The sequence below is a fragment of the Curtobacterium sp. MCPF17_018 genome, assembly GCF_003234135.1.
GTDB lineage: Bacteria > Actinomycetota > Actinomycetes > Actinomycetales > Microbacteriaceae > Curtobacterium > Curtobacterium flaccumfaciens.
In genome coordinates, this window is record NZ_QKSJ01000004.1 from 146,728 (window position 1) to 169,704 (window position 22,977).

Below are 22,977 nucleotides of genomic sequence, written 5' to 3' on the forward strand. Positions count from 1 at the left end.
CAAGGAGGACAGACAGACGAGTCGGTCTGTCCACACTTTCTGTACCCCACTTCGAGTGGCACGCGACCGAGACCGGGAAACTGGGCGGGAGGCATCGACGGATCAGTAGGCTCGTCTGCGATGAACCAGCCAGTGCCACTGCCGCTCGGGGCCCCGGACACGTCGTTCCTGACGTCCGGCGGGGCCTTCGTCCGTCGCACCGTGCTGCCCTCGGGTGTCCGTGTGCTGACCGAGGCGGTGCCGGGTGCCGCGTCGACGAGCATCGGGTTCTGGGTCGGCGTCGGTTCGCGTGACGAGCGCGACGGGCAGTTCGGGTCGACCCACTTCCTCGAACACCTGCTCTTCAAGGGCACCGAGACCCGATCGGCGCTCGACATCGCCATCGCGTTCGACTCGGTCGGCGGTGAGCACAACGCCGCGACCGCCAAGGAGTACACCTGCTACTACGCACGGGTCCGGGACACCGACGTCCCGATGGCCGTGAACGTCATCGGTGACATGGTCACCGGTTCGGTGCTCGAACCGGACGCCTTCGCCGTCGAGCGTGGGGTCATCCTCGAGGAACTCGCGATGGCCGCCGACGACCCGGCCGACGTCGCGGGCGAGGCCTTCTTCGCCGCGGCCTTCGGCGGACACCCCCTCGGCCGTCCGATCGGGGGGACCCCGGACAGCATCCGGGCGGTCCAGCGCGACGACGTGCTGGCCCACTACCGCGAGCACTACGCACCGAACGGCATCGTCGTGACCGCCGCCGGTGCCGTCGACCACGACCGGTTCTGCGAACTCGTCGCCGGCGTCTTCCACGACGCCCCCGACGCCGAGCCGCTGCCGCGCCGGACGCCCGAGACCGTGGCCGACCCGGTCGAGGCGAAGCTGTCCGTGGTGCACCGCCCCACCGAACAGGTGAGCATGCTCCGCGGCTCGCAGGGCCTCGACCTGCGCGACGACCGCCGTCCCTCCCTCAGCGTCCTGAACGCCGTGCTCGGTGGGGGCATGAGCTCGCGCCTGTTCCAGGAAGTGCGCGAGCGCCGCGGTCTGGCCTACGCGGTGTCGTCGTTCGCCCCGGCCTACCTGGACAACGGCGCCTTCGGTGTCTACGCGGGCTGCGCGCCGGACAACGTGGCCGGTGTCATCGACATCGTCGACGCCGAGTTCCGCCGGATGGTCGACCACGGCATCACCGACGACGAGCTCCGACGTGCCAAGGGCCAGATCGAGGGCGCGCTGACGCTCTCGCTCGAGGACTCCGACGCCCGCATGACCCGCCTCGGCCGCTCCGAGCTCGGCACCGGCGAGTACACCGACCTGTCGACGGCGCTCGAGCGTGTCGACCGCGTCACGACCGACGGCGTGCTCGAACTCGCGCGCGACCTGCTCACCCGGCCGACGATCACGTCGGTCGTCGGTGCCGTGCAGCAGGACGAACTCGCCGCGGCCATCGGGATCGGCAGCTGAGCAACGGACATGTCGCACTACCTGTACCTCGTCCGACACGGCGAACACCAGGACGCCGAACACGGCCTGCGGGACGGCAAGCTCTCCGAACGCGGCAAGCGTCAGGCGACCCTGATCGCTGACCGTCTCGGCGGTGTGCCCTTCGACGGCGTGTACCACTCGCCGCTCGAGGCCCCGAGCGAGACCGCCGCGTTCCTGTCGCAGCGCCTGCCGTCGATCCAGCCCGAGCCCTCGACGCTGCTGTTCGACTGCATCCCCTCCGGCCCGACCCCGGACATGCCGCACGCCTACCAGGGCTGGTACGGCGGCATCACCGAAGAGGAGATCGTCGCCGGGCAGGCCCAGATGGGCGACGCCGTGTCGGAGTGGTTCACCCCGGCGCGCGAGGACCGGCACGACCTGCTGATCACCCACAACGCCGTGATCGGCTGGTTCGTGCGCGAGGCGTTCCAGGCCCCGGAGTGGCGCTGGATGGGCACGAACGTCGCCCACACCGCGCTCACGATCATCCGGATCCGGTCGGCGAAGCCCGCCGAGGTCGTCACGCTGAACGACCTGGCCCACCTGCCCGTGGAGCTGCGCACCGGTCTGCCGGTCGACCAGCCCGTCTAGCGGCTGCCCGTCCGGTACGCGGCGACGCGGCCGGGAGGCCCGTGGCGGCTCAGGCGATCGGCTCGCGGCCCGTCTCCGTGCGGTCCACCGCCCTGCGGTACCAAGCGGTGGCGTTCGGGTTGTCGTTGAACGGCTCGACCCGCTGGTACCCGCGACCGCGGTACATCGCGCCGGCCGCCACGAGCGAGTCGTTCGTGTCGAGGACGATGCTCGTCGCACCGAGGTCGGCCCCGGCCCGCTCGAGCAGGTCCATCACGGCCGTCGCCACGCCCGTGCCGCGCCCGGCCGGCACCACGAAGACGTGCTTGACCTCGAACCGGACGTCGACGGCACCGGTCGCGTCGACCCCGTCCGCGATCCGACGGAGGCCGCCGCATCCGACCGCGACGCCGTCGTCGTACGCCACCGCGAACACCCCGTTCGGCGGCGTGAACTCGGCCGCGGGGGTGCGCTTCCGCGAGTACGTGCCCTGCGCGCTCGGGAACGTCGCCTCCCGTTCGTCCAGGTACGCATCGAGCAGCGCGTCGACCTCGGGCAGATCGGCCGGCACGGTCCTGACCTCGACTGACATGCGTCGATCCTAGGATGGACCGCATGGTCACTCCCGTCGCCGTCGTCGGCGCCACCGGTCGTCTCGGGGGCCTCGTGGCGTCCGTCGTCGAGGAACTCCCGGAGTTCGAGCTCGTCGCCCGCCTGTCGTCGAAGGACGGCGCGCACGAGGCGCCGCCGTCGGTCTTCGGCGGCGCGGCCCTCGTGGTCGACGTGACGGTGCCGTCGCTCAGCCCGGCGATCGTGGAGAACGCGCTCTCGAGCGGCGCGAACGTGCTCGTCGGCACCTCCGGCTGGTCGCTCGACCGGCTCGCGAAGCTCCGCACCGGGCTGCAGGAACGCCCGGACCAGGGGGTGCTCGTGGTCCCGAACTTCTCGATCGGCTCCGTGCTCGGCACGCACCTGGCGACGATCGCGGCCCCGTGGTTCCCCGCCGCCGAGATCGTCGAGACCCACCACGCCGGCAAGATCGACTCGCCCTCGGGCACCGCGGTGCGCACCGCCGAGCTGATGGCCGACGCGCGGCGCGAGGTCGGTCCCGTGGACGCCCCGCACGTCGACCAGCGCGCCCGCGGCCAGCAGGTCGCCAGCGTGCCCGTCCACTCGCTCCGGCTCCCCGGGGTGAAGGCCGTGCAGGACGTCGTGCTGAGCGGCCCCGGCGAGACGCTGACGATCCGGCACGACACCAACGACGACGTCGCCTACGTCGCGGGCATCCGTGCGGCGCTGGCGAACGTCGTCGCGGCGCGGGGCCTCACCGTGGGCCTCGGCAGCGTCCTCGGCATCGGCTGAGGCATCATGGGTCGGATGGAGCGGGCCGGACGCACGATCCGCTCGCCGTTCTGGGGAGCGGCGCTGATGGCGGTGCTGCTCGCCCTGTACATCGTGCTGGTCGGGCAGCGCGCCGTCGCCTTCATCGCGACCGGGATCCCGATCGGCATCGGCATCGGCGTCGCGCTGTTCGTCGTGGCCGCGATCGGGGCGCTCCTGCTCGTGCTCGAGTTCCGTTTCGGCATCCGCATCACCCGGCTCGGCGGACGGCTCGAGGCCGAGGGCGGCACCCCGGACGACGTCGTCCCGGTTCGGCCGTCAGGCCGACCGATCCGCGACGCCGCCGACGAGCTGTTCCCGCGGTACCGCGACGCGGTCGAGCAGGACCCGGCCGACTGGCGTGCCTGGTACCGGCTCGGCGTGGTCTACGACGCCGCCGGTGACCGCAAGCGTGCGCGATCGGCGATGCGCACCGCCCTGGCGCGCGCCGCCGACCGCTGACCGACCGCCCGGCGTCGGGTCAGAAGACGGCGTCGATCGCGTCCGCAGCCTGCGTGTACCGGAACGTGTAGCCGGACTCGAGCAGCTTCGTGGGGACCATCCGCTGGCTCGACAGGAGCATGTCGTCGGCGGCGTCCCGCAGTGCCAGGCGCAGGGCGAACTCGGGGATCCGGAAGAGGTACGGGCGGTGCAGGACCTCGGCGACGTGCTTCGTGATGCGGTCGGCGACGACGGGCTCAGGACCCGCCAGGTTCACCGGGCCGGAGACGTCCGGGGCCGCGGTCGCCAGGTGCACGATCGCGCCCACCTCGTCCTTGAGCGCGATCCAGGGCCAGTGCTGGCCACCGGTGCCCAGCCGGCTGCCGACGCCGAGCTTGGTCAGCGGCACGAGCGGCGCGAGTGCACCACCGCCCTCGCCGATGACGATGCCCGTGCGGAGCGTGACGACGCGGACCCCGGCGGGAGCGGCGTTCGCGGCTGCTTCCCACGCGGTGCAGACGTCGGCGAGGAAGCCCGTGCCCGGGGCGGCGTCGTCCTGCAGCACGTCGGCCGGGCGGTCGCCGTACACGCCCGAGGCCGAGCCCGACAGGAACAGCGCCGGGGGAGTGGCGGCGTGCCGCATCGCCTCGACCAGGGTGTCGGTGGCGTCGATGCGCGAGCTGCGGATCTCCTTGCGGTAGGCGTCCGTCCACGGCAGCTTGCCGATGTTCGCGCCGGCCAGGTTGATCACCGCGTCGGCGCCGTCGAGGATCGCCGGGTCGAGCGGACGCCGCCCCGGCGCCCAGCGGAACTCGGTGGCGGTGCGCGCTTCGCGGCGGACGAGCGTGGTGACGTGGTGCCCCGCCTCGCGCAGGGCGCGGACGAGGGGCGTTCCGATGAACCCGGACGAGCCGGCCACCAGGATCGAGAGCGGTTGTTCCGTCGTGTCGGGCATGCCCGCAACGCTACTCACACCGACGTAGGCTTCTGTGTGTGACCGACAGCGAGACCGTACAGCCCGACGCCTCCGTCCCGACCCCCTACGAAGACCTGCTCCGCCGGGTCCTGACCGAGGGATCGCCGAAGGGTGACCGCACCGGCACCGGCACCCGCAGCCTGTTCGGCGCGCAGCTCCGCTACGACCTGTCGAAGGGGTTCCCCCTCGTCAGCACGAAGCGCGTGCACTTCAAGTCGGTCGCGTACGAGCTCCTCTGGTTCCTGCGCGGCGAGGGCAACGCGACCTGGCTGCAGGAGCACGGTGTCCGGATCTGGAACGAGTGGGCGGACGCCGACGGCGACCTCGGCCCGGTGTACGGCGTGCAGTGGCGCTCGTGGCCCACCCCCTCGGGTGAGCACGTCGACCAGATCGCCCAGGTCATCGAGCAGATCACGACCAACCCGGACAGCCGTCGGCTCATCGTCTCGGCGTGGAACGTCGCCGACGTGCCGGACATGGCGCTCGCCCCGTGCCACGCGTTCTTCCAGTTCTACGTCAACGACGGCAAGCTCTCGTGCCAGCTCTACCAGCGGAGCGCCGACATGTTCCTCGGCGTCCCGTTCAACATCGCCTCGTACGCGCTGCTGACCCACATGATCGCGGCGCAGACCGGGCTCGAGGTCGGCGACTTCGTCTGGACCGGCGGCGACTGCCACATCTACGACAACCACGTCGAACAGGTCGAGGAGCAGCTGTCCCGCACGGCGTACCCGATGCCGACGCTCGAACTCGCACCGCGCGACTCGATCGACGACTACGAGTACGAGGACTTCACCATCGTGGGCTACGAGCACCACCCGGCGATCAAGGCAGCGGTCGCCGTCTGATGATCGGCATGGTCTGGGCCCGTTCGACCACCGGTGTCATCGGTGCCGACGGCGGCATGCCCTGGCACGTGCCCGAGGACCTGGCGCACTTCAAGCAGGTCACCGGCGACGCGACCGTGCTGATGGGCCGACGCACCTGGGAATCCCTGCCCCAGCGCTTCCGGCCGCTGCCCGGTCGTCGCAACGTCGTGCTCACCCGTGACACGACGTGGACGGCCGACGGCGCCGAGGTCGTGCACGACCTGCAGGCCGCGCTCGACACCGACGAGACCGTCTGGGTCATCGGCGGCGGCCAGGTGTACGACGCCGCACTCGACGCGGCCGACCACGTCTCCGAGACCCTGATCGACGTCGACGTCCCCGGCGACACCGTCGCACCCACGCTCGGCGAGGCGACCGGTTGGACGCTCGCCGACGAGGGTCCCTGGCAGGAGTCCCGGAACGGCGGCACCCGCTACCGGTTCCTCGAGTGGCACCGCAGCGCGTGACCACTCGGAACCAGGTTCCGGACACAGCACCGCGCTGTCCCGTGGTGCGGTGTCCGGAACCTGGTTCCCACCGGGCGTGACCGGCGGGACGGACGTGATCCGGGCCTCCCGGTCGCGCCGCGGGCGGTCCACCGTCCACACGGACGGCGGTCCTCGCGCGCATCCCCGGTACGCTGGTGCCCGTGTCCCCGCGTGAGAATCCCTTCGGTCAGGTCCTCGTCGCCCTCGTGACCCCGTTCACGGCCGACGGCGAGGTCGACTGGCCCGGCGTCGAGCAGCACATCGACGACTGCATCACCGCCGGCGCCGACGGCATCGTCGTCACCGGCACGACCGGCGAGACGTCGACGCTGACCGACCCGGAGAAGCTCCGTCTGGTCGAGGTCGGCAAGTCCGTCGCCGCCGGTCGCGCGAAGATCATCACGGGCGGTGGCTCGAACGAGACCGCGCACGCGATCCACCTGTACAAGCAGAGCGAGAAGGCCGGCGCGGACGGCGTGATGATCGTCACGCCGTACTACAACAAGCCGACGCAGTCCGGTGTCCTCACCCACTTCCGGATGATCGCGGACGCGACCGACCTGCCGGTGATCCTGTACGACATCCCGGGCCGCACCGGCATCCCGATCACGTACGACACGATCCTGCGCGCGTCGAAGCACCCGAACATCCTCGCCGTGAAGGACGCCAAGGGCGACTTCGCCGAGGTCTCGCGGGTGCTGAACAACACCGACCTCATGTACTTCTCCGGCGACGACACGAACGTGCTCCCGCACCTGTCGATCGGCGCCACCGGCCTGATCGGCGTGACCGCGAACATCACGTCGGCGCCGTACCGCACCATCGTCGACGCCGTGAACCGGGGCGACCTGGCCACCGCGACGGCCGAGCACAGGCGACTCGAGCCGCTCGTCCGCGCCGTGATGACGCACGTTCCCGGTACCGTGGCCGCGAAGTACATCCTGCACGGGCTCGGCCGCATCGGCAGCCCGCGCGTCCGACTGCCGCTCGTCGGCCCCGAGGACTCCGAGGCGTACGCCATCGAGACCTCCCTCGAAGCCGTGCGCGACGTGCCCGGCGCCGACTTCTCGAACTTCCGCCCCGACCGCAACGCGGCGGCCGGCGGTGCACTACCGAAGGTGCCAGGCACCACCCGCTAGCGAACACCGCGGCGCGCAGCACGCGCGTCGCCCGAATCCGTAGGACCGAATGCCCACACAGATCTCCGAACCGCAGCCGCTCGAAGCCGGCACCCTCCGCGTCGTCCCCATCGGGGGCCTCGGCGAGATCGGTCGCAACATGACCGTCTACGAGTACGAGGGCAAGCTGCTCATCGTCGACGCCGGCGTGCTGTTCCCCGAGGAACACCAGCCCGGTGTCGACCTGATCCTGCCGGACTTCTCGCCGATCCGTGACCGCCTCGACGACGTCCTCGGCGTCGTGCTCACGCACGGCCACGAAGACCACATCGGCGCCGTCCCGTACCTGCTCAAGCTCCGCGACGACATCCCGCTGATCGGCTCCACGCTGACCCTCGCGCTGGTCGAGGCGAAGCTCAAGGAACACCGGATCAAGCCGTACACGCTCGTCGTGGCCGAGGACCAGACCGAGCAGATCGGCCCGTTCCACCTCGAGTTCGTCGCCGTGAACCACTCCATCCCGGACGCCCTCGCCGTCGCGATCACGACCCCCGCCGGTCGTGTGCTGCACACGGGTGACTTCAAGATGGACCAGCTCCCGCTGGACGACCGCATCACCGACCTCCGTGCGTTCGCCCGTCTGGGCGAGGCCGGCGTGGACCTGTTCCTGCCGGACTCCACGAACGCCGACGTGCCGGGCTTCACCGCTCCGGAGCGCGACATCGGCCCGGTGCTCGAGAACATCATCATGCGCGCCCGCAAGAAGGTCGTCGTGGCGAGCTTCTCGTCGCACGTGCACCGCGTGCAGCAGGTCCTCGACGCCGCCGCAGCCGCGAACCGCAAGGTCGCGTTCATGGGGCGCTCGATGATCCGCAACATGACGATCGCCGCCGACCTCGGGTACCTGCGGGTGCCGGAGAACGTGCTCATCGACACGAAGAAGGCGAAGAACGTCCCGGACGACCAGATCGTCTACATGTCGACCGGGTCGCAGGGCGAGCCGATGGCCGTCCTGGCCCGCATGGCGAACCTCGAGCACCAGATCGAGATCGGCGAGGGCGACACCATCATCCTCGCGTCGTCGCTCATCCCGGGCAACGAGAACGCCGTGTACCGCGTCATCGACGGGCTGACCAAGCTCGGTGCGAAGGTCGTGCACAAGGGCAACGCGAAGGTGCACGTCTCCGGACACGCCTCCGCCGGCGAACTGCTCTACTGCTACAACATCCTGCGGCCGCGCAACGTGCTCCCCGTCCACGGCGAGCACCGCCACCTGTACGCGAACGCCGACCTGGCGATCCAGACGGGTGTCCCGCCGCGCAACGTGATCCTCGGGCAGGACGGCATCGTCGTCGACCTGAAGGACGGCGTCGCGACGGTCGCCGGCCAGCTCGACATCGGCTACGTCTACGTGGACGGCTCCACCGTCGGCGAGATCACCGACGCCGACCTGAAGGACCGCCGCGTCCTGGCGGAAGAGGGTTTCATCTCGATCTTCGCCGCGGTGGACTTCACCACCGGGCAGTGCGTGATCGGCCCGGAGATCCAGTCGCGTGGCTTCGCCGAGGACGACTCCGTGTTCGACGACGTCCGCCCGCAGATCGCCAAGGCGATCTCCGAGGCTGCCGCCAACGGCACGCGCGACTCGCACGCCTTCGCGCAGGTCGTCCGTCGCACGGTCGGTCGCTGGGTGAACACGAAGCACCGTCGTCGTCCGATGATCGTCCCGGTGGTCATCGAGGCGTAGCGCCCGTTCCCACCCTGGAGGCCCGTCCAGCGTCCGTCACGGACGCTGCGGCGGGCCTTCCTGCGTTTGTCCTGAGCGGGCGTTAGGGTTCTGCCCATGGCCGGAGGCACCAAGTCGACCACGCGCTCGCGCGCGTCCACGTCGTCCCGTGGCAACGGGACGCGCGGTTCGTCGCGCACCCAGGCCACGACGAAGAAGCTGCCGCAGGCCGCGCCCACGCCGGTGTTCCGCGAGCAGAACCCGCTCGTGACCTTCTGGCTCGCGATGGCGCACGGCGTCGGCGCGATGTTCCGGCTGCTCGGCAAGGAGACCCTCGAGAAGGACCAGCGGCGCGACGGGTTCCCGTTCCTGCTGTTCCTGCTGGCCATCGCCGGCGGGGTCGTCGAGTGGCTCAACCCGACCAACAGCGTCTCCGTCGCACTCGACGCGTACACGTTCGGTGGGCTGTTCGGCCGCCTGGCGTTCGCCCTGCCCGTCATCATGATCGTGTTCGCCGGGTGGCTGTTCCGGCACCCGGCCTCCGTGCACGACAACACCCGGATCGGCATCGGCCTGGGCATCCTGATCGTGTCGATCGCCTCGCTCTGCCACGTCTTCGGTGGCCGACCGAGCGCGGCCGACGGCATGCCCGCGCTGGCCGCCGCCGGCGGGGTGCTCGGCTGGGTGGTCATCGGCTGGCTCGTCACGATCGCGACCGCCTGGGTGGCCGTGCCCGTGGCGATCGTGCTGCTGGTGCTCTCGCTCTTCATCATCACCAAGACGCCGCCGAACAAGCTCGGTCGCCGACTGCACGAGCTCTACGCCTACCTGTTCGGCGCACCGGCCCCCGCAGCGGAGCCCGAGGCCGACGCCGCCGCCGTGGCGGAGCCCGCCGCCCGCGCCCGCACGTCCAAGCGCGGCAAGAAGGGCGACGCCGACTTCCAGCTGTTCGACGACCTCGGGTTCGGTGACGAGCAGGCCGCTGCCGCCGCCGAAGCCGATGGCGACAACGTGCCGTGGTGGCGCCGGAACAAGTCCGGGCGCGAAGAGGACCCGGCGTACGACAGCCCGGTGCTGCCCCCGGCCACCGGGGTCGCCCCGGCTGCCGCTGCCGTCGCGCCTGCTGCGCCTGCTGCGCCCGTCGTGCCCGCTGCGAGTCCGAACGCCGGTGCCGCCGCCGGGCTCGTCGACCTCACGCCGGCCGAGCCCGCGTCGGTCAACCTCAACGACTCCGTCGAACAGGACCTGCAGGACGCCGAGCAGGCGCTCCGCGCGTTCGGCACCGACGTCCCCGCGCGGCCGGAGCCGACGGCCGACATCCGTCCCGCGGTGCCCGAGGTGCTGTCCGAGCCCGAGATCGTCGACGAGCCGGAGGACATCGACGCCGACGCCGAGCTCAGCGCGGCCGCCGCCGGGTCCGACGAGGACCCGTCGAAGCCCTACCGACTGCCCGCCGCCACCACGCTGAGCTCCGGAACGCCCTCGGTCGCGCGCAGCCAGGCGAACGACGACATCGTCGCCGCCATCACCGGGGTGCTCACCGAGTTCAAGGTCGACGCGAAGGTCACCGGGTTCTCCCGCGGGCCGACGGTGACCCGGTACGAGATCGAGCTCGGCCCCGGCGTCAAGGTCGAGCGCGTCACGGCCCTGTCGAAGAACCTGTCGTACGCGGTCGCCTCGAACGAGGTCCGCATCCTGTCGCCGATCCCGGGCAAGAGCGCCATCGGCGTCGAGATCCCGAACACCGACCGCGAGATCGTCTCGCTCGGCGACGTGCTGCGCTCGAACGCCGCCCGCAAGTCGAAGCACCCGATGACGATCGGCGTCGGCAAGGACGTCGAGGGCGGCTTCGTCGTCGCGAACCTGGCGAAGATGCCGCACCTGCTCGTCGCCGGCTCCACCGGTTCCGGCAAGTCGGTGTTCATCAACTCGATGATCACGTCGCTGCTGATGCGCGCGAAGCCGTCCGAGGTCCGCATGGTCCTGGTCGACCCGAAGCGCGTCGAGCTCTCGATCTACGCCGGTGTCCCGCACCTCATCACGCCCATCATCACGAACCCGAAGAAGGCGGCCGAAGCGCTGCAGTGGGTCGTGAAGGAGATGGACATGCGGTACGACGACCTGGCGTCGTTCGGGTTCCGCCACGTCGACGACTTCAACAAGGCGATCGAGAACAACGAGATCGTCCTGCCCGCGGGCAGCGAGCGGAAGCTCAAGCCGTACCCGTACCTGCTCGTCGTCGTCGACGAGCTCGCCGACCTCATGCTCGTGGCTCCGCGTGACGTCGAGGAGTCGATCGTCCGCATCACCCAGCTCGCGCGAGCCGCCGGTATCCACCTGGTGCTCGCGACGCAGCGCCCCTCGGTCGACGTCATCACCGGGCTGATCAAGGCGAACGTGCCGTCGCGCATCGCCTTCGCGGTGACGAGCGTCACGGACTCCCGCGTCATCCTCGACCAGCCCGGTGCCGACAAGCTCATCGGTCAGGGCGACGCGCTCTTCCTGCCGATGGGTTCGTCCAAGTCGCTCCGCGTGCAGGGCGCCTGGGTGCAGGAGGGCGAGGTCGCCGAGGTCGTCCAGCACGTCACGCGGCAGGCGCAGCCCGAGTACCGCCAGGACGTCCAGGCCGTGGTCGAGCGCAAGGAGATCGACGCCGACATCGGCGACGACCTCGAACTGCTGCTCGCGGCCGTCGAACAGGTCGTGTCGACCCAGTTCGGTTCGACGTCGATGCTGCAGCGCAAGCTCCGCGTCGGTTTCGCCAAGGCCGGTCGCCTGATGGACCTGATGGAGTCGCGTGACATCGTCGGGCCGTCCGAGGGCTCGAAGGCCCGCGACGTCCTGGTGACCGCCGACCAGCTGCCCGCGGTGCTCGCGAAGCTCCGCGGCGAGGAGCCGCCCGCCGCGGCCGCTCCGGCAGCGCCGGCGCCGACGCCGTCCGGCGACGGTGACCGCTACGGAGCAGACCCGGTCGGGGACATGACCCGCGGGTACGATGAAGTCCACGACGAGCCCGATGAGGACGCGTGGGGACTGACGGGCAGGGAGTGACGGCGATGACCGCCTCGGACAGCACGAACACCACGCACGGCGCACGGTTCCCGTGGCGCGGGCGGCTGCTGCGCAAGGGCCCCGGCCCGGCGTCGACCGCGAACGTCGCGAACATCATCACGGTGGTGCGGATCCTGATGGCGCCGCTGTTCTTCGTCCTGCTGCTCGCCGACGCCGGCGACGACGGACCCCTGCGCATCTGGGCGGCGGTCGTCTTCGTCGTGGCGATCGTCACGGACAGCGCCGACGGCATCATCGCCCGTCGGCAGAACCTGGTCACGGACTTCGGCAAGCTCGTCGACCCGATCGCCGACAAGGTCCTCATCGGGGGTGCGCTGGTGGCGCTGTCGATCCTGGCCGAGCTGCCCTGGTACGTGACCGTCCTGATCATGGTGCGCGAGATCGGCATCACGGTCTTCCGGTTCGCGGTGCTCTCCGACCGGGTGATCCCGGCCAGCCGCGGCGGCAAGATCAAGACCGTGCTGCAGGCCGTCGCCCTGACGGCCGCGCTGTTCCCGTGGTGGAACCTGGTCGGCGACTGGGCGCACTGGGTCAACGGCATCCTGATGACGGCCGCGTTCGTGGCAACGATCCTGAGCGGGATCGACTACCTCTGGCAGGCATGGAAGCACAACCGCACCACCGCATGACCGGACCCGAGCGCTCGACTCAGGCCGCGCCTCCAGTCCCGGTCGCACCGGGACTCATCGCCGAACTGACGGCGCGGGGCGAGACCCTCGCCGTGGCGGAGTCGCTGACCGGCGGCCTCGTGGTCGCGACCCTCGTCGACGTGCCGGGGGCGAGCGCCGTCGTCCGCGGCGGCGTCGTGGCCTATGCGACGCCCGTGAAGCACTCCGTGCTCGGGGTCTCGGCGGAGCTGCTCGATGCCGAGGGTGCCGTGCACCCGGAGGTCGCCCGGCAGATGGCCGCCGGTGTCCGGATCGCGCTGTCCGTCGACGGGGAACCCGCGACGTGGGGGATCAGCACGACGGGCGTCGCCGGCCCGGATCCGCAGGACGGCAAGCCCGTCGGCACCGTGTACGTGGGGATCGCCTCCGCCGCGGGGGCTGAGGCCTTCGAGCTGCACCTCGACGGTGACCGGGGAGCAATCCGGCACGCCACCGTCTCCGAACTCCTTGCACGGATGTCGTCCGAGGTCCGGGGCCGGGAATAGGTCCCGTTTCCACTGGGTTACATCTCACGAAATCTCCAGCAGTACGGCAGCCAGCCTGGCTAACATGCTGCAACCGGCAACGCTATTGTTGCTGAACCCGAACTCGATCCACCGGACCGAGCGGGCGCGGAGACGACAGAGAGGAGGAGTTCTCATGGTTCTCGTTCGTCAGGAAATCGGCGATGTGCTCCGGGACTTCCGCTTGCAGAAGGGCCGGACCCTCCGTCAGGTCGCGTCCAAGGCCAGTGTCGCGCTCGGGTACCTCAGTGAGGTCGAGCGCGGGCAGAAGGAAGCCAGCTCGGAGATCCTCGCGTCCGTCGCGGATGCTCTGGACACGCCCATCTCGACCATCATGCGCGAAGTGGGCGACCGCCTCGCGATCGTCGAGGGGCTGACCCCCGTCCCCGACACGCTCCCGGACGACCTCGTCGCCGAGTTCGACAACGACCTCGCGGTGCGCTGAGCGAATCGCACCGAACGCCCCCGCCGGTCCTTCCCGGCGGGGGCGTTCTGCGTTCCGGCCCACGACCACGCGCCTAGGCTGGTCGGATGCGCGTGAGTGAGTTCTGGCGAGCCGTCGACCAGGTGTTCGGTGAGGCCTACGGTTCCGTGGTCACCCGTGACGTCGTGCTCGAAGGGCTCGGCGGTCGCTCCGCCGTGGACGCCCTCGCCGCCGGTGTCGATGCCCGCCGGGTGTGGGACGCGCTCTGCGACTCGCAGGACGTCCCGATGGACCGTCGGCACGGCAAGGGCCTGGCCGAACCCCAGGACTGAGGCGGTTCCGCGAGGCCGGGTACCCGAAACTGTGTTCGGCGTGTTGCTCGAACGCGTGTTCGATCGGTGGTAGCTTCCTCCACAGCGGCGTCGCCCGGGTGTTCCATCCACAGATCGCGTGACCGTCGGCAGTGATGTCGGTGGCTCGCCATAGGTTGATGGACATCGGGAACAGCCCGAAGCCTTGTCGCAGAACCATCGGCCTTGCACCATCGGCCGGCGTGGACGCGACAGCCTACAGGCGGCCGAACACGAGCACGAAGGAGCACCCATGCCATCACCGGCAGACCGCGAGAAGGCCCTCGAGACCGCACTCGCACAGATCGACAGGCAGTTCGGCAAGGGTGCGATCATGCGCCTCGGTTCGGACGAACGCGCCCCCGTCAACGTCATCCAGACCGGGTCGGTGGCGCTGGACGTCGCGCTCGGCATCGGTGGCCTGCCCCGTGGCCGCATCGTCGAGATCTACGGCCCGGAGTCGTCGGGTAAGACGACCCTCACCATCCACGCCATCGCCAACGCCCAGCGCGCCGGTGGCATCGCGGCCTTCATCGACGCCGAGCACGCGCTCGACCCCGAGTACGCCAAGAAGCTCGGTGTCGACATCGACGCCCTGCTCGTGTCGCAGCCCGACACCGCCGAGCAGGCGCTCGAGATCGCGGACATGCTGGTCCGCTCCGGCTCCATCGACCTCATCGTCATCGACTCCGTCGCGGCCCTCGTGCCGCGCGCCGAGATCGAGGGCGAGATGGGCGACTCGCACGTCGGTCTGCAGGCCCGCCTCATGTCCCAGGCCCTGCGAAAGCTCGCCGGTGGCCTGAACCAGACGCAGACCACGATGATCTTCATCAACCAGCTGCGCGAGAAGATCGGCGTGTTCTTCGGTTCGCCCGAGACCACCTCGGGCGGTAAGGCGCTGAAGTTCTACGCGTCCGTCCGCCTCGACATCCGTCGCATCGAGACGCTCAAGAGCGGCACCGACGCGGTGGGCAACCGCACACGCGTCAAGGTCGTCAAGAACAAGATGGCGCCGCCCTTCAAGCAGGCCGAGTTCGACATCCTGTACGGCGTCGGCATCTCGCGCGAAGGCTCGCTGCTGGACTTCGGTGTCGACCACGGCATCGTCAAGAAGTCGGGTGCCTGGTACACCTACGACGGCGACCAGCTCGGGCAGGGAAAGGAGAACTCGCGTTCCTTCCTGATCCAGAACCCCGAGATCGCTGCCGACATCGAAGGCAAGATCCTCGCCAAGCTCGGCGTCGGTGGCGCCAAGGCCGAAGATGCCCCGGTCGAGTCGATCGCGCCGAAGCTCGCGGAGCGCAAGGGCGCGTGAGCACCGACCACGACGACGACGGCCTCGCACCGGTCACCGACCTGTTCGGTGCGAGGTCGCGTCGTCGCGCCCCCGTCACCCCGGTGACGCCCGCGATCCCCGAGCCTCCGGTGTCACCGGACGAACCGCGCGACACCGATGGTTGGGCGCTGCCCGAGTCGGACGAAAGCCGGGTGGACGAGTTCCCCGCATCGTTCGACGCCGATTCGCCGGTGCCGCTGCACGGTGCCCGCGGGCCGGCAGCGTGGGTGTCGCCCGTGATCGGCGACGGCAGCGGGCGCTCGAGCCGTGCGGAGCAGGACGGCTACGACTCCGAGACGGCTGATGCCAGCACCGCGTCGGTGTTCTCCATCGCCGGCGGCGAGGAGATCGACCCGGCCGACGCACCGCGTCCGCTCGATGAACAGCGGGCGGATGCAGAACGGATCAGCCTGCGCGCTCTCGGGCGCAAGGGCGTGAGCGAGTCCGAGATGCGGACCCTGCTGCTGCAGCAGGACCTCGACCCCGACGTGGTCGAGCACGAGATCGAACGCTTGACCCGTGTCGGGCTCCTCGACGACGTGGCCCTCGCCACCGACCTGGTGGATCGACTGCACTCCCGCAAGGGCCTCGGTCGACAGGGTGTCGTGACGGAGCTCCGTCGCCGGGGGATCGACCAGGTGGCGATCGACACCGCGCTCGACGAAGCCGCCGATGACGAGGACGACGAGTTCCTCCGCGCGCAGGAACTCGCCGACAAGCGGGCGCCGCAGATGCGCGGGCTCGACCGGGCCACTGCGGAACGCCGTCTGTCCGGCTTCCTGATGCGCAAGGGCTACAGCTCCGGGGTCGTCCGGATCGCTGTTGCACGTGCCCTCGACGGCGGTGGGAAACGGCCGCAACCCGGCCGCGGGACCGTACGGTTCGAGTAGTCGCCCCGACCTACACTGGAACGACCATGGCCACCGTCGAAGCGCGCCCCCGCACCTACGAAGTCCGCACCTACGGGTGCCAGATGAACGTGCACGACTCCGAGCGGTTGAGCGGGTCCTTGCAGGCCGCGGGCTACACCGCGGCGGACGGTGCGCAGGCCGACGTCGTCGTCATCAACACCTGTGCGGTGCGCGAGAACGCGGACAACCGGCTGTACGGCAACCTCGGGCAGCTCGCGGGGATCAAGCGCGAGCACCCCGGCATGCAGATCGCCGTCGGCGGGTGCCTGGCGCAGAAGGACAAGAACGTGATCCTCGAGAAGGCGCCGTGGGTCGACGTCGTCTTCGGTACGCACAACATGGGGTCGCTGCCGACCCTGCTCGAGCGGGCGCGGCACAACGACGAGGCGCAGATCGAGATCCTCGAGGCACTCGACGTCTTCCCGTCGACGCTGCCCACCAAGCGCGACTCGACGCACAGTGGGTGGGTCTCGATCTCGGTCGGCTGCAACAACACCTGCACGTTCTGCATCGTCCCCTCGCTCCGCGGCAAGGAGAAGGACCGCCGTCCCGGTGACGTCCTGGCCGAGGTCCAGGCGCTCGTCGACGACGGCGCGATCGAGGTCACGCTGCTCGGGCAGAACGTGAACTCCTACGGGGTCGAGTTCGGCGACCGACAGGCGTTCGGCAAGCTGCTGCGGGCCACCGGCGCCATCGAGGGGCTCGAGCGCGTCCGCTTCACGAGCCCGCACCCGGCGGCCTTCACCGACGACGTCATCGACGCGATGGCGGAGACCCCGAACGTGATGCCCCAGCTGCACATGCCGCTGCAGTCGGGTTCCGATCGCGTGCTCAAGGCCATGCGCCGGAGCTACCGCAGCGAGCGGTTCCTCGGCATCCTCGACCGCGTCCGCGCGAAGATCCCGCACGCGGCGATCTCCACCGACATCATCGTCGGGTTCCCCGGCGAGACCGACGCCGACTTCGACGACACGCTGCGCGTCGTCGAGCAGGCGCGGTTCGCCTCGGCGTTCACGTTCCAGTACTCGATCCGTCCGGGCACGCCGGCGGCGACGATGGACGACCAGCTGCCGAAGCACATCGTGCAGGAGCGCTACGAGCGACTCGTCGCCCTGCAGGAACGCATCACCGCGGAAGAGAACGCGCTGCAGGTCGGCCGGAGCGTCGAGGTGCTCGTGGCCTCCGGCGAAGGGCGCAAGGACGGCGCCACCCGCCGGCTCTCCGGTCGTGCGGAGGACTCCCGGCTCGTGCACTTCACCGTGCCCGCCGGGTCCGAGATCCCGCGCCCCGGCGACGTGGTCACCGTCGACGTCACCCGTGCCGCGCCGCACTTCCTGCTCGCCGACGACGACGCTCCGCTGCGCATCCGACGCACCCGGGCCGGTGACGCCTGGGACCGCGCGCAGGCCGAGAGCTGCGGCGTGCCCACACCCGCTGCCGCCGCGGGCGACGGGCCCCGTCCGGTCTCGCTCGGGCTGCCCACGCTCCGTGTCGGGCGCTGACCTGCCGACCGCCGGACCGTCGGGTGTTCCGCCCGCCGCCTCCGGAACGCTGTCCGGTGCCGGTGCCGGTGCCGGTGCCGGTGCCGGTGGCGCTGCCACTGCCGACCTGATCGCGGTCGTCGGGGCGACGGGCACCGGGAAGTCCGACCTCGGCATCGCGATCGCAGAGCGGCTGCGTGCTGCCGGTCGCCCCGCGGAGATCATCAACGCGGACGCCATGCAGCTGTACCGGGGCATGGACATCGGTACCGCGAAGCTCCCCCCGGCCGAACGGCACGGCATCCCGCACCACGAGCTCGACGTGCTCGACGTCACCGACGAGGCGAGCGTCGCGGCGTACCAGGTCGCCGCCCGAGCCGACGTCGACCGGATCCAGGCCGACGGTGGCGTGGCCGTCCTCGTCGGCGGCAGTGGCCTCTACGTCTCCGCGGTGCTGTTCGACCTGGCGTTCCCGGGCACCGACCCCGCGCTCCGTGCGCAGCTCGAGCGCGAGCACGAGGAGCTCGGCCCGGGCATCCTGCTCGAGCGACTCCGCGCCCTCGACCCGGCGGCCGCCGCGACGATCGACGCACGCAACCCACGGCGGTTGATCCGTGCACTCGAGATCGCGAGCCGATCCGAGGTCGTGACCCCGAGCCTCCCGGCCTCGCCCCGCGCCTGGCGACCGTCCCGGATCCTGCACCTGCGGCGTGACCGCGAGCAGCTCGTGTCGGCGTTGCACGAGCGGGCCGCGCGGATGTTCGAGGCCGGACTCGTCGACGAGGTCGCGGCGCTCCGCGAGCAGGGACTCGAGCAGGGCAGGACCGCGCGCGGCGCCATCGGCTACTCGCAGGCGCTCGAGGTGCTCGCCGGCACAGCCACGCGCGAGCACGCGGTCGAGGCGACCGGCATCGCGACCCGGAAGTACGCCCGGCGGCAGGTGTCCTGGTTCCGCCGGTACGCCGATGCCGAGACGCTCGACGTCACAGGGGCGGACCGCGGCGACCTGTCGGAACTGGCCCGTAGGATCGTGCCGTGACCGAGCTGCACTTCACCAAGGGCCAGGGGACCGGCAACGACTTCGTCCTGTTCGCCGACCCCGACGCCACCGTCGACCTGACCCCCGAGCGGATCCGCGCGATCGCGGACCGACGCTTCGGTGTGGGCGGCGACGGTGTGATCCGCGCGGTGCGGTCCGAGGCGATCCCCGAGGGGCGTGCGCTCGTGGCCGTCGAGCCCGAGGCGACGTGGTTCATGGACTACCACAACGCCGACGGCACGATCGCGGAGATGTGCGGCAACGGCATCCGCGTGTTCGCCCGGTACCTGACCGAGTCCGGCCTGGTCGAGCTCGCTCCCGGCGAGACGCTCACCGTCGGCAGCCGCAAGGGGCTGGTCGACATCCAGCGCACCACGAACGGGTTCGCCGCCGACCTCGGCCGCTGGGGCCTGGGCATCGAGGGCGGGGGCTCTAACGACGTGCTCGTGCGGGCCAAGAACCTCGACGGGGCGCGGCCCGGCATCGGCATCGACGTGGGCAACCCGCACGTGGTCGTCGCCGTCGAGACCGAGGACGAACTGGCCGACCTCGACCTGACCTTCCTGCCGGTGCTCGACCCGGCGCCGGAGCACGGTGCGAACGTCGAGTTCGTGCTGCCCGGCGACCCCCTCATCAAGGACGGCGTCGGCGAGATCACGATGCGGGTGCACGAGCGGGGGAGCGGAGAGACGCTCTCGTGCGGCACCGGGGCCGTCGCGGCTGCCCTCGCCACCCGCTACTGGGTCGGTGCCGGGGCGCCGGACACCTGGCGGGTGCGGGTGCCGGGCGGGCTGCTGACGGTGCGGATGACGGCGACCGAGGATGGCGAACACGTGTCGTTGTCCGGGCCCGCCGAGCTCGTGTTCTCGGGCGACCTGACGGTCTGAGGCGGACGCGGCGCGCGGCGCGGCGGTCGCGCGGCGCGGCGGTCGCGCGGCGCGCGGGCGCTTCGTGAGCAGGAATGGTCGGGTGCCCAGGGGCGACCCGACCATTCCTGCTCACGAACTGCGTGCCTCCGCGCTGCGGTGCACCCGGATGACGCGGAAGCCCTTGGCCGTCGACTCCCGGGTGACCGAGAACCCCTCGCCGAGTGCCCCGACGAGCCACTTCTGCAGCGAGTCGCCCCCGAGGTCCTTCGACACGACGAGCCAGGCGTCGCCCCCGACCTCGAGCCGGGGCAGCCACGTCAGCAGGATCTGGTGCAGTTCGTCCTTGCCGACACGGATCGGCGGGTTCGACCAGATCGTGCGGAAGCGCAGGTCGGCCGGCACGTCGTCGGGCAGCGCGATCGTGACGTTCGACGCCCCCGCAGCAGCCGCGTTGGCGCGCGCGAGGCCGAGCACCCGCTCGTTGACGTCGACGCCCCACACGTGTGCGTCGGGGGACTGCAGTGCCATGGTGATCGCGATCGGGCCCCAGCCGCAGCCGATGTCGAGCAGCGCTCCGTCGGCGGCGGGTGCCGGCACCGAACCGAGCAGGACCTTCGTGCCGCGGTCGACGCCGTCGGGGCTGAAGACCCCCGCAGCGGTCGACAGGGTGAGGGGCTGACCGGCGAGCGTGACGTGCACCTGGCGCGGCCGGAGTTCGCTCTCGGGGGTGGCCGAGAAGTAGTGGTCGTTCGCCATGGATGAACCGTACCGGCAACCGAGTGTGTCGGAGGGCCTCCGGAGGTAGCCTGTGCACAGGATGACGGATACCCATCAGCAGAACAACCAGACCAACGACGACAGCGCAGACGGTGTCGTCGAGAGGGTGCTGCGCAACGCAGACCACCGCGCAGCATCGTCCATCTTCGCACCCGCCCAGGCCATCCAGACGCAGTCGGTCGACGACCGCAGCTGGACCGGCGACGGCGACCAGTACGACCGTGAGGACCGAGCGGCGCTGCGCCGTGTCGCCGGCCTCTCCACCGAACTCGAGGACGTCACCGAGGTCGAGTACCGCCAGCTGCGGCTCGAGCAGGTCGTCCTCATCGGCGTGTACCCCCAGGGCGACGCGCAGGACGCCGAGAACTCCCTGCGCGAGCTGTCCGCCCTTGCCGAGACGGCCGGCGCGGTCGTGCTCGACGGGCTCCTGCAGCGCCGGCCCCACCCGGACGCCTCGACCTACCTCGGCAAGGGCAAGGCCGAAGAGCTCGCGATGATCGTGAAGGCCACCGGCGCCGACACCGTGATCGCGGACACCGAGCTCGCTCCCTCGCAGCGCCGTGCGCTCGAGGACGTCGTGAAGGTCAAGGTGATCGACCGCACGGCCGTGATCCTCGACATCTTCAGCCAGCACGCCAAGAGCCGCGAGGGCAAGGCGCAGGTCGAACTCGCCCAGCTCGAGTACCTGCTGCCGCGACTGCGTGGTTGGGGTGACTCGATGTCCCGGCAGGCCGGTGGTCAGGTCTCCGGCGGCGCGGGCATGGGTTCGCGTGGCCCCGGTGAGACCAAGATCGAACTCGACCGGCGTCGCATCCACACCCGGATGGCCAAGCTCCGCCGCCAGATCGCCGGGTTCCGCCCCGCGCGCGAGGCCAAGCGTGCCGAGCGCAACCGCAACGAGGTGCCCAGCGTCGCGATCGCGGGCTACACCAACGCCGGCAAGTCGTCGCTGCTCAACCGGCTCACGAGCGCGGGCGTGCTGGTGCAGAACCAGCTGTTCGCGACGCTGGACGCCACGGTCCGCCGGACCGAGAGCACCAAGGGCCGTGAGTACACGTTCGCCGACACCGTCGGCTTCGTGCGCAACCTGCCGCACCAGCTGGTGGAGGCCTTCCGCTCCACCCTCGAGGAGGTCGGCGACGCGGACGTCATCGTGCACGTGGTCGACGGCTCGCACCCCGACCCCGGGGCGCAGCTGTCCACCGTGCGCGAGGTCATCGGCGACGTCGGTGCCGGCGACATCCCGGAGATCGTCGTCTTCAACAAGGCCGACCTGATCGACGACGCGCAGCGCCTCGTGCTCATCGGACTCGTACCGGACGCGGTGTTCGTGTCGGCGCGCACCGGCGAGGGCATCCCGGAGCTCCTCAGCGTCATCGAGGACCGCCTGCCCGAGCCCGACGTCGACCTGACGATCGTGGTGCCGTACGACCGCGGCGACCTGGTGTCGTCGCTGCACGACACCGGCTCGGTCGAGTCGGTCGACTACGTCGAGGACGGCACACGCCTGCGGGTGCGCGTCTTCCAGCGGCAGGTCGCCGAGCTCGAGCCCTACGTGGTCACGCCGGTCCCGACCGTCTGACGGCCGGCTCCGGTGGGCGCTGGCGCTGGCGAGCGCTGCCGCGCGGCCTGGAGGCCCGTCACGGGTCCGCCGGACGCCGTCCTGTCACCGAGACGCCCCGGAACACACGAAACGCCGCCGGATCCGGCGGCGTTTCGTCGTGCAGGGGGCGTCGTACGGTGACGACGGCGTCTCGCGCCGGTACAGCGCGGGAGGCGGTCAGAGGGAGCGGAGGACCGCGACGACCTTGCCGAGGACCGAGGCCGCGTCGCCGAGGATCGGCTCGAAGGCGGAGTTGCGCGGCAGCAGCCACGTGTGACCGTCGCGCTGGCGGAAGACCTTGACCGTGGCCTCTTCGTCGAGCATGGCCGCGACGATGTCACCGTTCTCGGCGGTCTGCTGCGACCGGACGACGACCCAGTCGCCGTCGCAGATCGCGGCGTCGATCATCGACTCACCGACGACCTTGAGCATGAAGAGCTCGCCGGTGCCGACGAGCTGTCGGGGGAGCGGGATGATCTCGTCGACGTGCTGCTCGGCAGTGATCGGGACACCTGCGGCGATCCGGCCGACGAGCGGCACGAGCGTGGTGGCGTCGATGTCCGGGCCCCCGACGTCGGACGACGGCTCGTCGACCAGGACCTCGAGCGCACGCGGGCGGTTCGGGTCGCGGCGGATCCAGCCCCCGAGCTCGAGCTGGCCGAGCTGGTGGGAGACGCTGGAGAGCGAGGAGAGCCCGGCGGCGTCGCCGATCTCGCGCATGCTCGGCGGGTAGCCCCGTGAGGCGATCGACGCACGGATCGCGTCGAAGATCGCCTGCTGCTTCGGCGTCAGCGGCTTCTGGCCCCGCAGTTCGTCCACCACGTCGTCTCGCTTTCGTCGGTGCCGGTCCGGCCGCGGCGGGAATGTCGGTGGTCCCCGCCAGGCTTGTCCCAGTCGATC

At 70.7% G+C, this 22,977-nt stretch carries 23 protein-coding genes; 19 read left to right on the top strand and 4 right to left on the bottom strand.

Features of this window, described 5'->3' with window-relative positions; translation table 11 throughout:
- Positions 1–120 precede the first annotated feature (120 nt).
- Both DEJ27_RS06690 and DEJ27_RS06695 read left to right on the top strand, forming a co-directional pair.
- Complete coding sequence (locus DEJ27_RS06690; RefSeq protein ID WP_110859267.1) at positions 121–1,455, top strand: pitrilysin family protein; 1,335 nt, start codon at positions 121–123, stop codon at positions 1,453–1,455.
- A 9-nt stretch (positions 1,456–1,464) separates the two neighbouring features.
- Positions 1,465–2,067, top strand: coding sequence for a histidine phosphatase family protein (locus DEJ27_RS06695; RefSeq protein WP_027464756.1), 603 nt, complete (start codon positions 1,465–1,467; stop codon positions 2,065–2,067).
- A 49-nt stretch (positions 2,068–2,116) separates the two neighbouring features.
- Here the strand turns inward: DEJ27_RS06695 and DEJ27_RS06700 are convergent, their stop codons facing one another.
- Positions 2,117–2,638 carry a GNAT family N-acetyltransferase gene (locus DEJ27_RS06700; protein WP_110859268.1) on the bottom strand — a complete coding sequence of 174 codons (522 nt, stop codon included), beginning with the start codon at positions 2,636–2,638 and terminating at the stop codon, positions 2,117–2,119.
- Positions 2,639–2,661: 23 nt separating this feature from the next.
- Between DEJ27_RS06700 and DEJ27_RS06705 the strand changes: the two genes are divergently transcribed.
- Both DEJ27_RS06705 and DEJ27_RS06710 read left to right on the top strand, forming a co-directional pair.
- Entirely contained in the window at positions 2,662–3,408 is a 747-nt protein-coding gene (locus tag DEJ27_RS06705; protein WP_258369817.1) for a 4-hydroxy-tetrahydrodipicolinate reductase, read from the top strand.
- Between the two features lie 15 nt (positions 3,409–3,423).
- The gene (locus DEJ27_RS06710; RefSeq protein ID WP_110859270.1) at positions 3,424–3,888 is read left to right on the top strand and encodes a tetratricopeptide repeat protein; all 465 of its coding nucleotides are present in this window, start codon (positions 3,424–3,426) and stop codon (positions 3,886–3,888) included.
- Between the two features lie 19 nt (positions 3,889–3,907).
- On the opposite strand, the gene DEJ27_RS06715 is transcribed toward DEJ27_RS06710, so the two are convergent.
- Positions 3,908–4,822, bottom strand: a complete 915-nt coding sequence (locus tag DEJ27_RS06715) for a TIGR01777 family oxidoreductase (protein ID WP_110859271.1) — start codon at positions 4,820–4,822, stop codon at positions 3,908–3,910.
- A gap of 38 nt (positions 4,823–4,860) precedes the next feature.
- Between DEJ27_RS06715 and DEJ27_RS06720 the strand changes: the two genes are divergently transcribed.
- The 14 genes from DEJ27_RS06720 (at position 4,861) to dapF (ending at position 19,715) form a co-directional block, all read left to right on the top strand.
- The gene (locus DEJ27_RS06720; RefSeq protein WP_110859272.1) at positions 4,861–5,691 is read left to right on the top strand and encodes a thymidylate synthase; all 831 of its coding nucleotides are present in this window, start codon (positions 4,861–4,863) and stop codon (positions 5,689–5,691) included.
- Positions 5,691–6,179, top strand: coding sequence for a dihydrofolate reductase (locus DEJ27_RS06725; RefSeq protein ID WP_110859273.1), 489 nt, complete (start codon positions 5,691–5,693; stop codon positions 6,177–6,179). Before DEJ27_RS06720 ends, DEJ27_RS06725 begins: the two co-directional genes overlap by 1 nt.
- Before the next feature lie 182 nt (positions 6,180–6,361).
- Complete coding sequence (dapA, locus tag DEJ27_RS06730) at positions 6,362–7,339, top strand: 4-hydroxy-tetrahydrodipicolinate synthase (RefSeq protein ID WP_110859371.1); 978 nt, start codon at positions 6,362–6,364, stop codon at positions 7,337–7,339.
- A 49-nt stretch (positions 7,340–7,388) separates the two neighbouring features.
- Positions 7,389–9,065 carry a ribonuclease J gene (locus DEJ27_RS06735; protein ID WP_111090540.1) on the top strand — a complete coding sequence of 559 codons (1,677 nt, stop codon included), beginning with the start codon at positions 7,389–7,391 and terminating at the stop codon, positions 9,063–9,065.
- 96 nt (positions 9,066–9,161) lie between these two features.
- Positions 9,162–12,095 (top strand): DNA translocase FtsK, encoded by a 2,934-nt coding sequence (locus tag DEJ27_RS06740; RefSeq protein WP_110859275.1) that lies wholly within the window; start codon positions 9,162–9,164, stop codon positions 12,093–12,095.
- A 5-nt stretch (positions 12,096–12,100) separates the two neighbouring features.
- Complete coding sequence (gene pgsA, locus DEJ27_RS06745) at positions 12,101–12,745, top strand: CDP-diacylglycerol--glycerol-3-phosphate 3-phosphatidyltransferase (RefSeq protein WP_181430103.1); 645 nt, start codon at positions 12,101–12,103, stop codon at positions 12,743–12,745.
- A complete protein-coding gene (locus DEJ27_RS06750) occupies positions 12,742–13,269 on the top strand; it encodes a CinA family protein (RefSeq protein WP_111090542.1) in 528 nt (175 codons plus the stop codon). Before pgsA ends, DEJ27_RS06750 begins: the two co-directional genes overlap by 4 nt.
- 154 nt (positions 13,270–13,423) lie before the next feature.
- Positions 13,424–13,732, top strand: a complete 309-nt coding sequence (locus tag DEJ27_RS06755) for a helix-turn-helix domain-containing protein (protein ID WP_027464765.1) — start codon at positions 13,424–13,426, stop codon at positions 13,730–13,732.
- Between the two features lie 86 nt (positions 13,733–13,818).
- The gene (locus DEJ27_RS06760; protein WP_027464766.1) at positions 13,819–14,043 is read left to right on the top strand and encodes a DUF3046 domain-containing protein; all 225 of its coding nucleotides are present in this window, start codon (positions 13,819–13,821) and stop codon (positions 14,041–14,043) included.
- 271 nt (positions 14,044–14,314) lie between these two features.
- Positions 14,315–15,376 (top strand): recombinase RecA, encoded by a 1,062-nt coding sequence (gene recA / locus DEJ27_RS06765; protein WP_027464767.1) that lies wholly within the window; start codon positions 14,315–14,317, stop codon positions 15,374–15,376.
- On the top strand, positions 15,373–16,287 hold the full coding sequence (locus DEJ27_RS06770; protein ID WP_111090543.1) for a regulatory protein RecX: 915 nt from the start codon (positions 15,373–15,375) through the stop codon (positions 16,285–16,287). Before recA ends, DEJ27_RS06770 begins: the two co-directional genes overlap by 4 nt.
- A gap of 26 nt (positions 16,288–16,313) precedes the next feature.
- Complete coding sequence (gene miaB, locus DEJ27_RS06775) at positions 16,314–17,810, top strand: tRNA (N6-isopentenyl adenosine(37)-C2)-methylthiotransferase MiaB (RefSeq protein WP_111090544.1); 1,497 nt, start codon at positions 16,314–16,316, stop codon at positions 17,808–17,810.
- Positions 17,811–17,859: 49 nt separating this feature from the next.
- Positions 17,860–18,828: a tRNA (adenosine(37)-N6)-dimethylallyltransferase MiaA gene (gene miaA, locus DEJ27_RS06780; RefSeq protein ID WP_258370308.1), complete on the top strand. Its 969-nt coding sequence runs from the start codon at positions 17,860–17,862 to the stop codon at positions 18,826–18,828.
- Entirely contained in the window at positions 18,825–19,715 is an 891-nt protein-coding gene (gene dapF / locus DEJ27_RS06785; RefSeq protein WP_111090545.1) for a diaminopimelate epimerase, read from the top strand. The genes miaA and dapF overlap by 4 nt, the downstream gene beginning before the upstream one ends.
- Positions 19,716–19,826: 111 nt before the next feature.
- On the opposite strand, the gene DEJ27_RS06790 is transcribed toward dapF, so the two are convergent.
- Positions 19,827–20,453 (bottom strand): class I SAM-dependent methyltransferase, encoded by a 627-nt coding sequence (locus tag DEJ27_RS06790; protein WP_110859280.1) that lies wholly within the window; start codon positions 20,451–20,453, stop codon positions 19,827–19,829.
- 61 nt (positions 20,454–20,514) lie between these two features.
- Between DEJ27_RS06790 and hflX the strand changes: the two genes are divergently transcribed.
- Positions 20,515–22,056, top strand: coding sequence for a GTPase HflX (gene hflX / locus DEJ27_RS06795; protein WP_110859281.1), 1,542 nt, complete (start codon positions 20,515–20,517; stop codon positions 22,054–22,056).
- A gap of 198 nt (positions 22,057–22,254) precedes the next feature.
- Here the strand turns inward: hflX and lexA are convergent, their stop codons facing one another.
- A complete protein-coding gene (gene lexA, locus DEJ27_RS06800) occupies positions 22,255–22,899 on the bottom strand; it encodes a transcriptional repressor LexA (protein WP_027464773.1) in 645 nt (214 codons plus the stop codon).
- Positions 22,900–22,977: the final 78 nt, after the last annotated feature.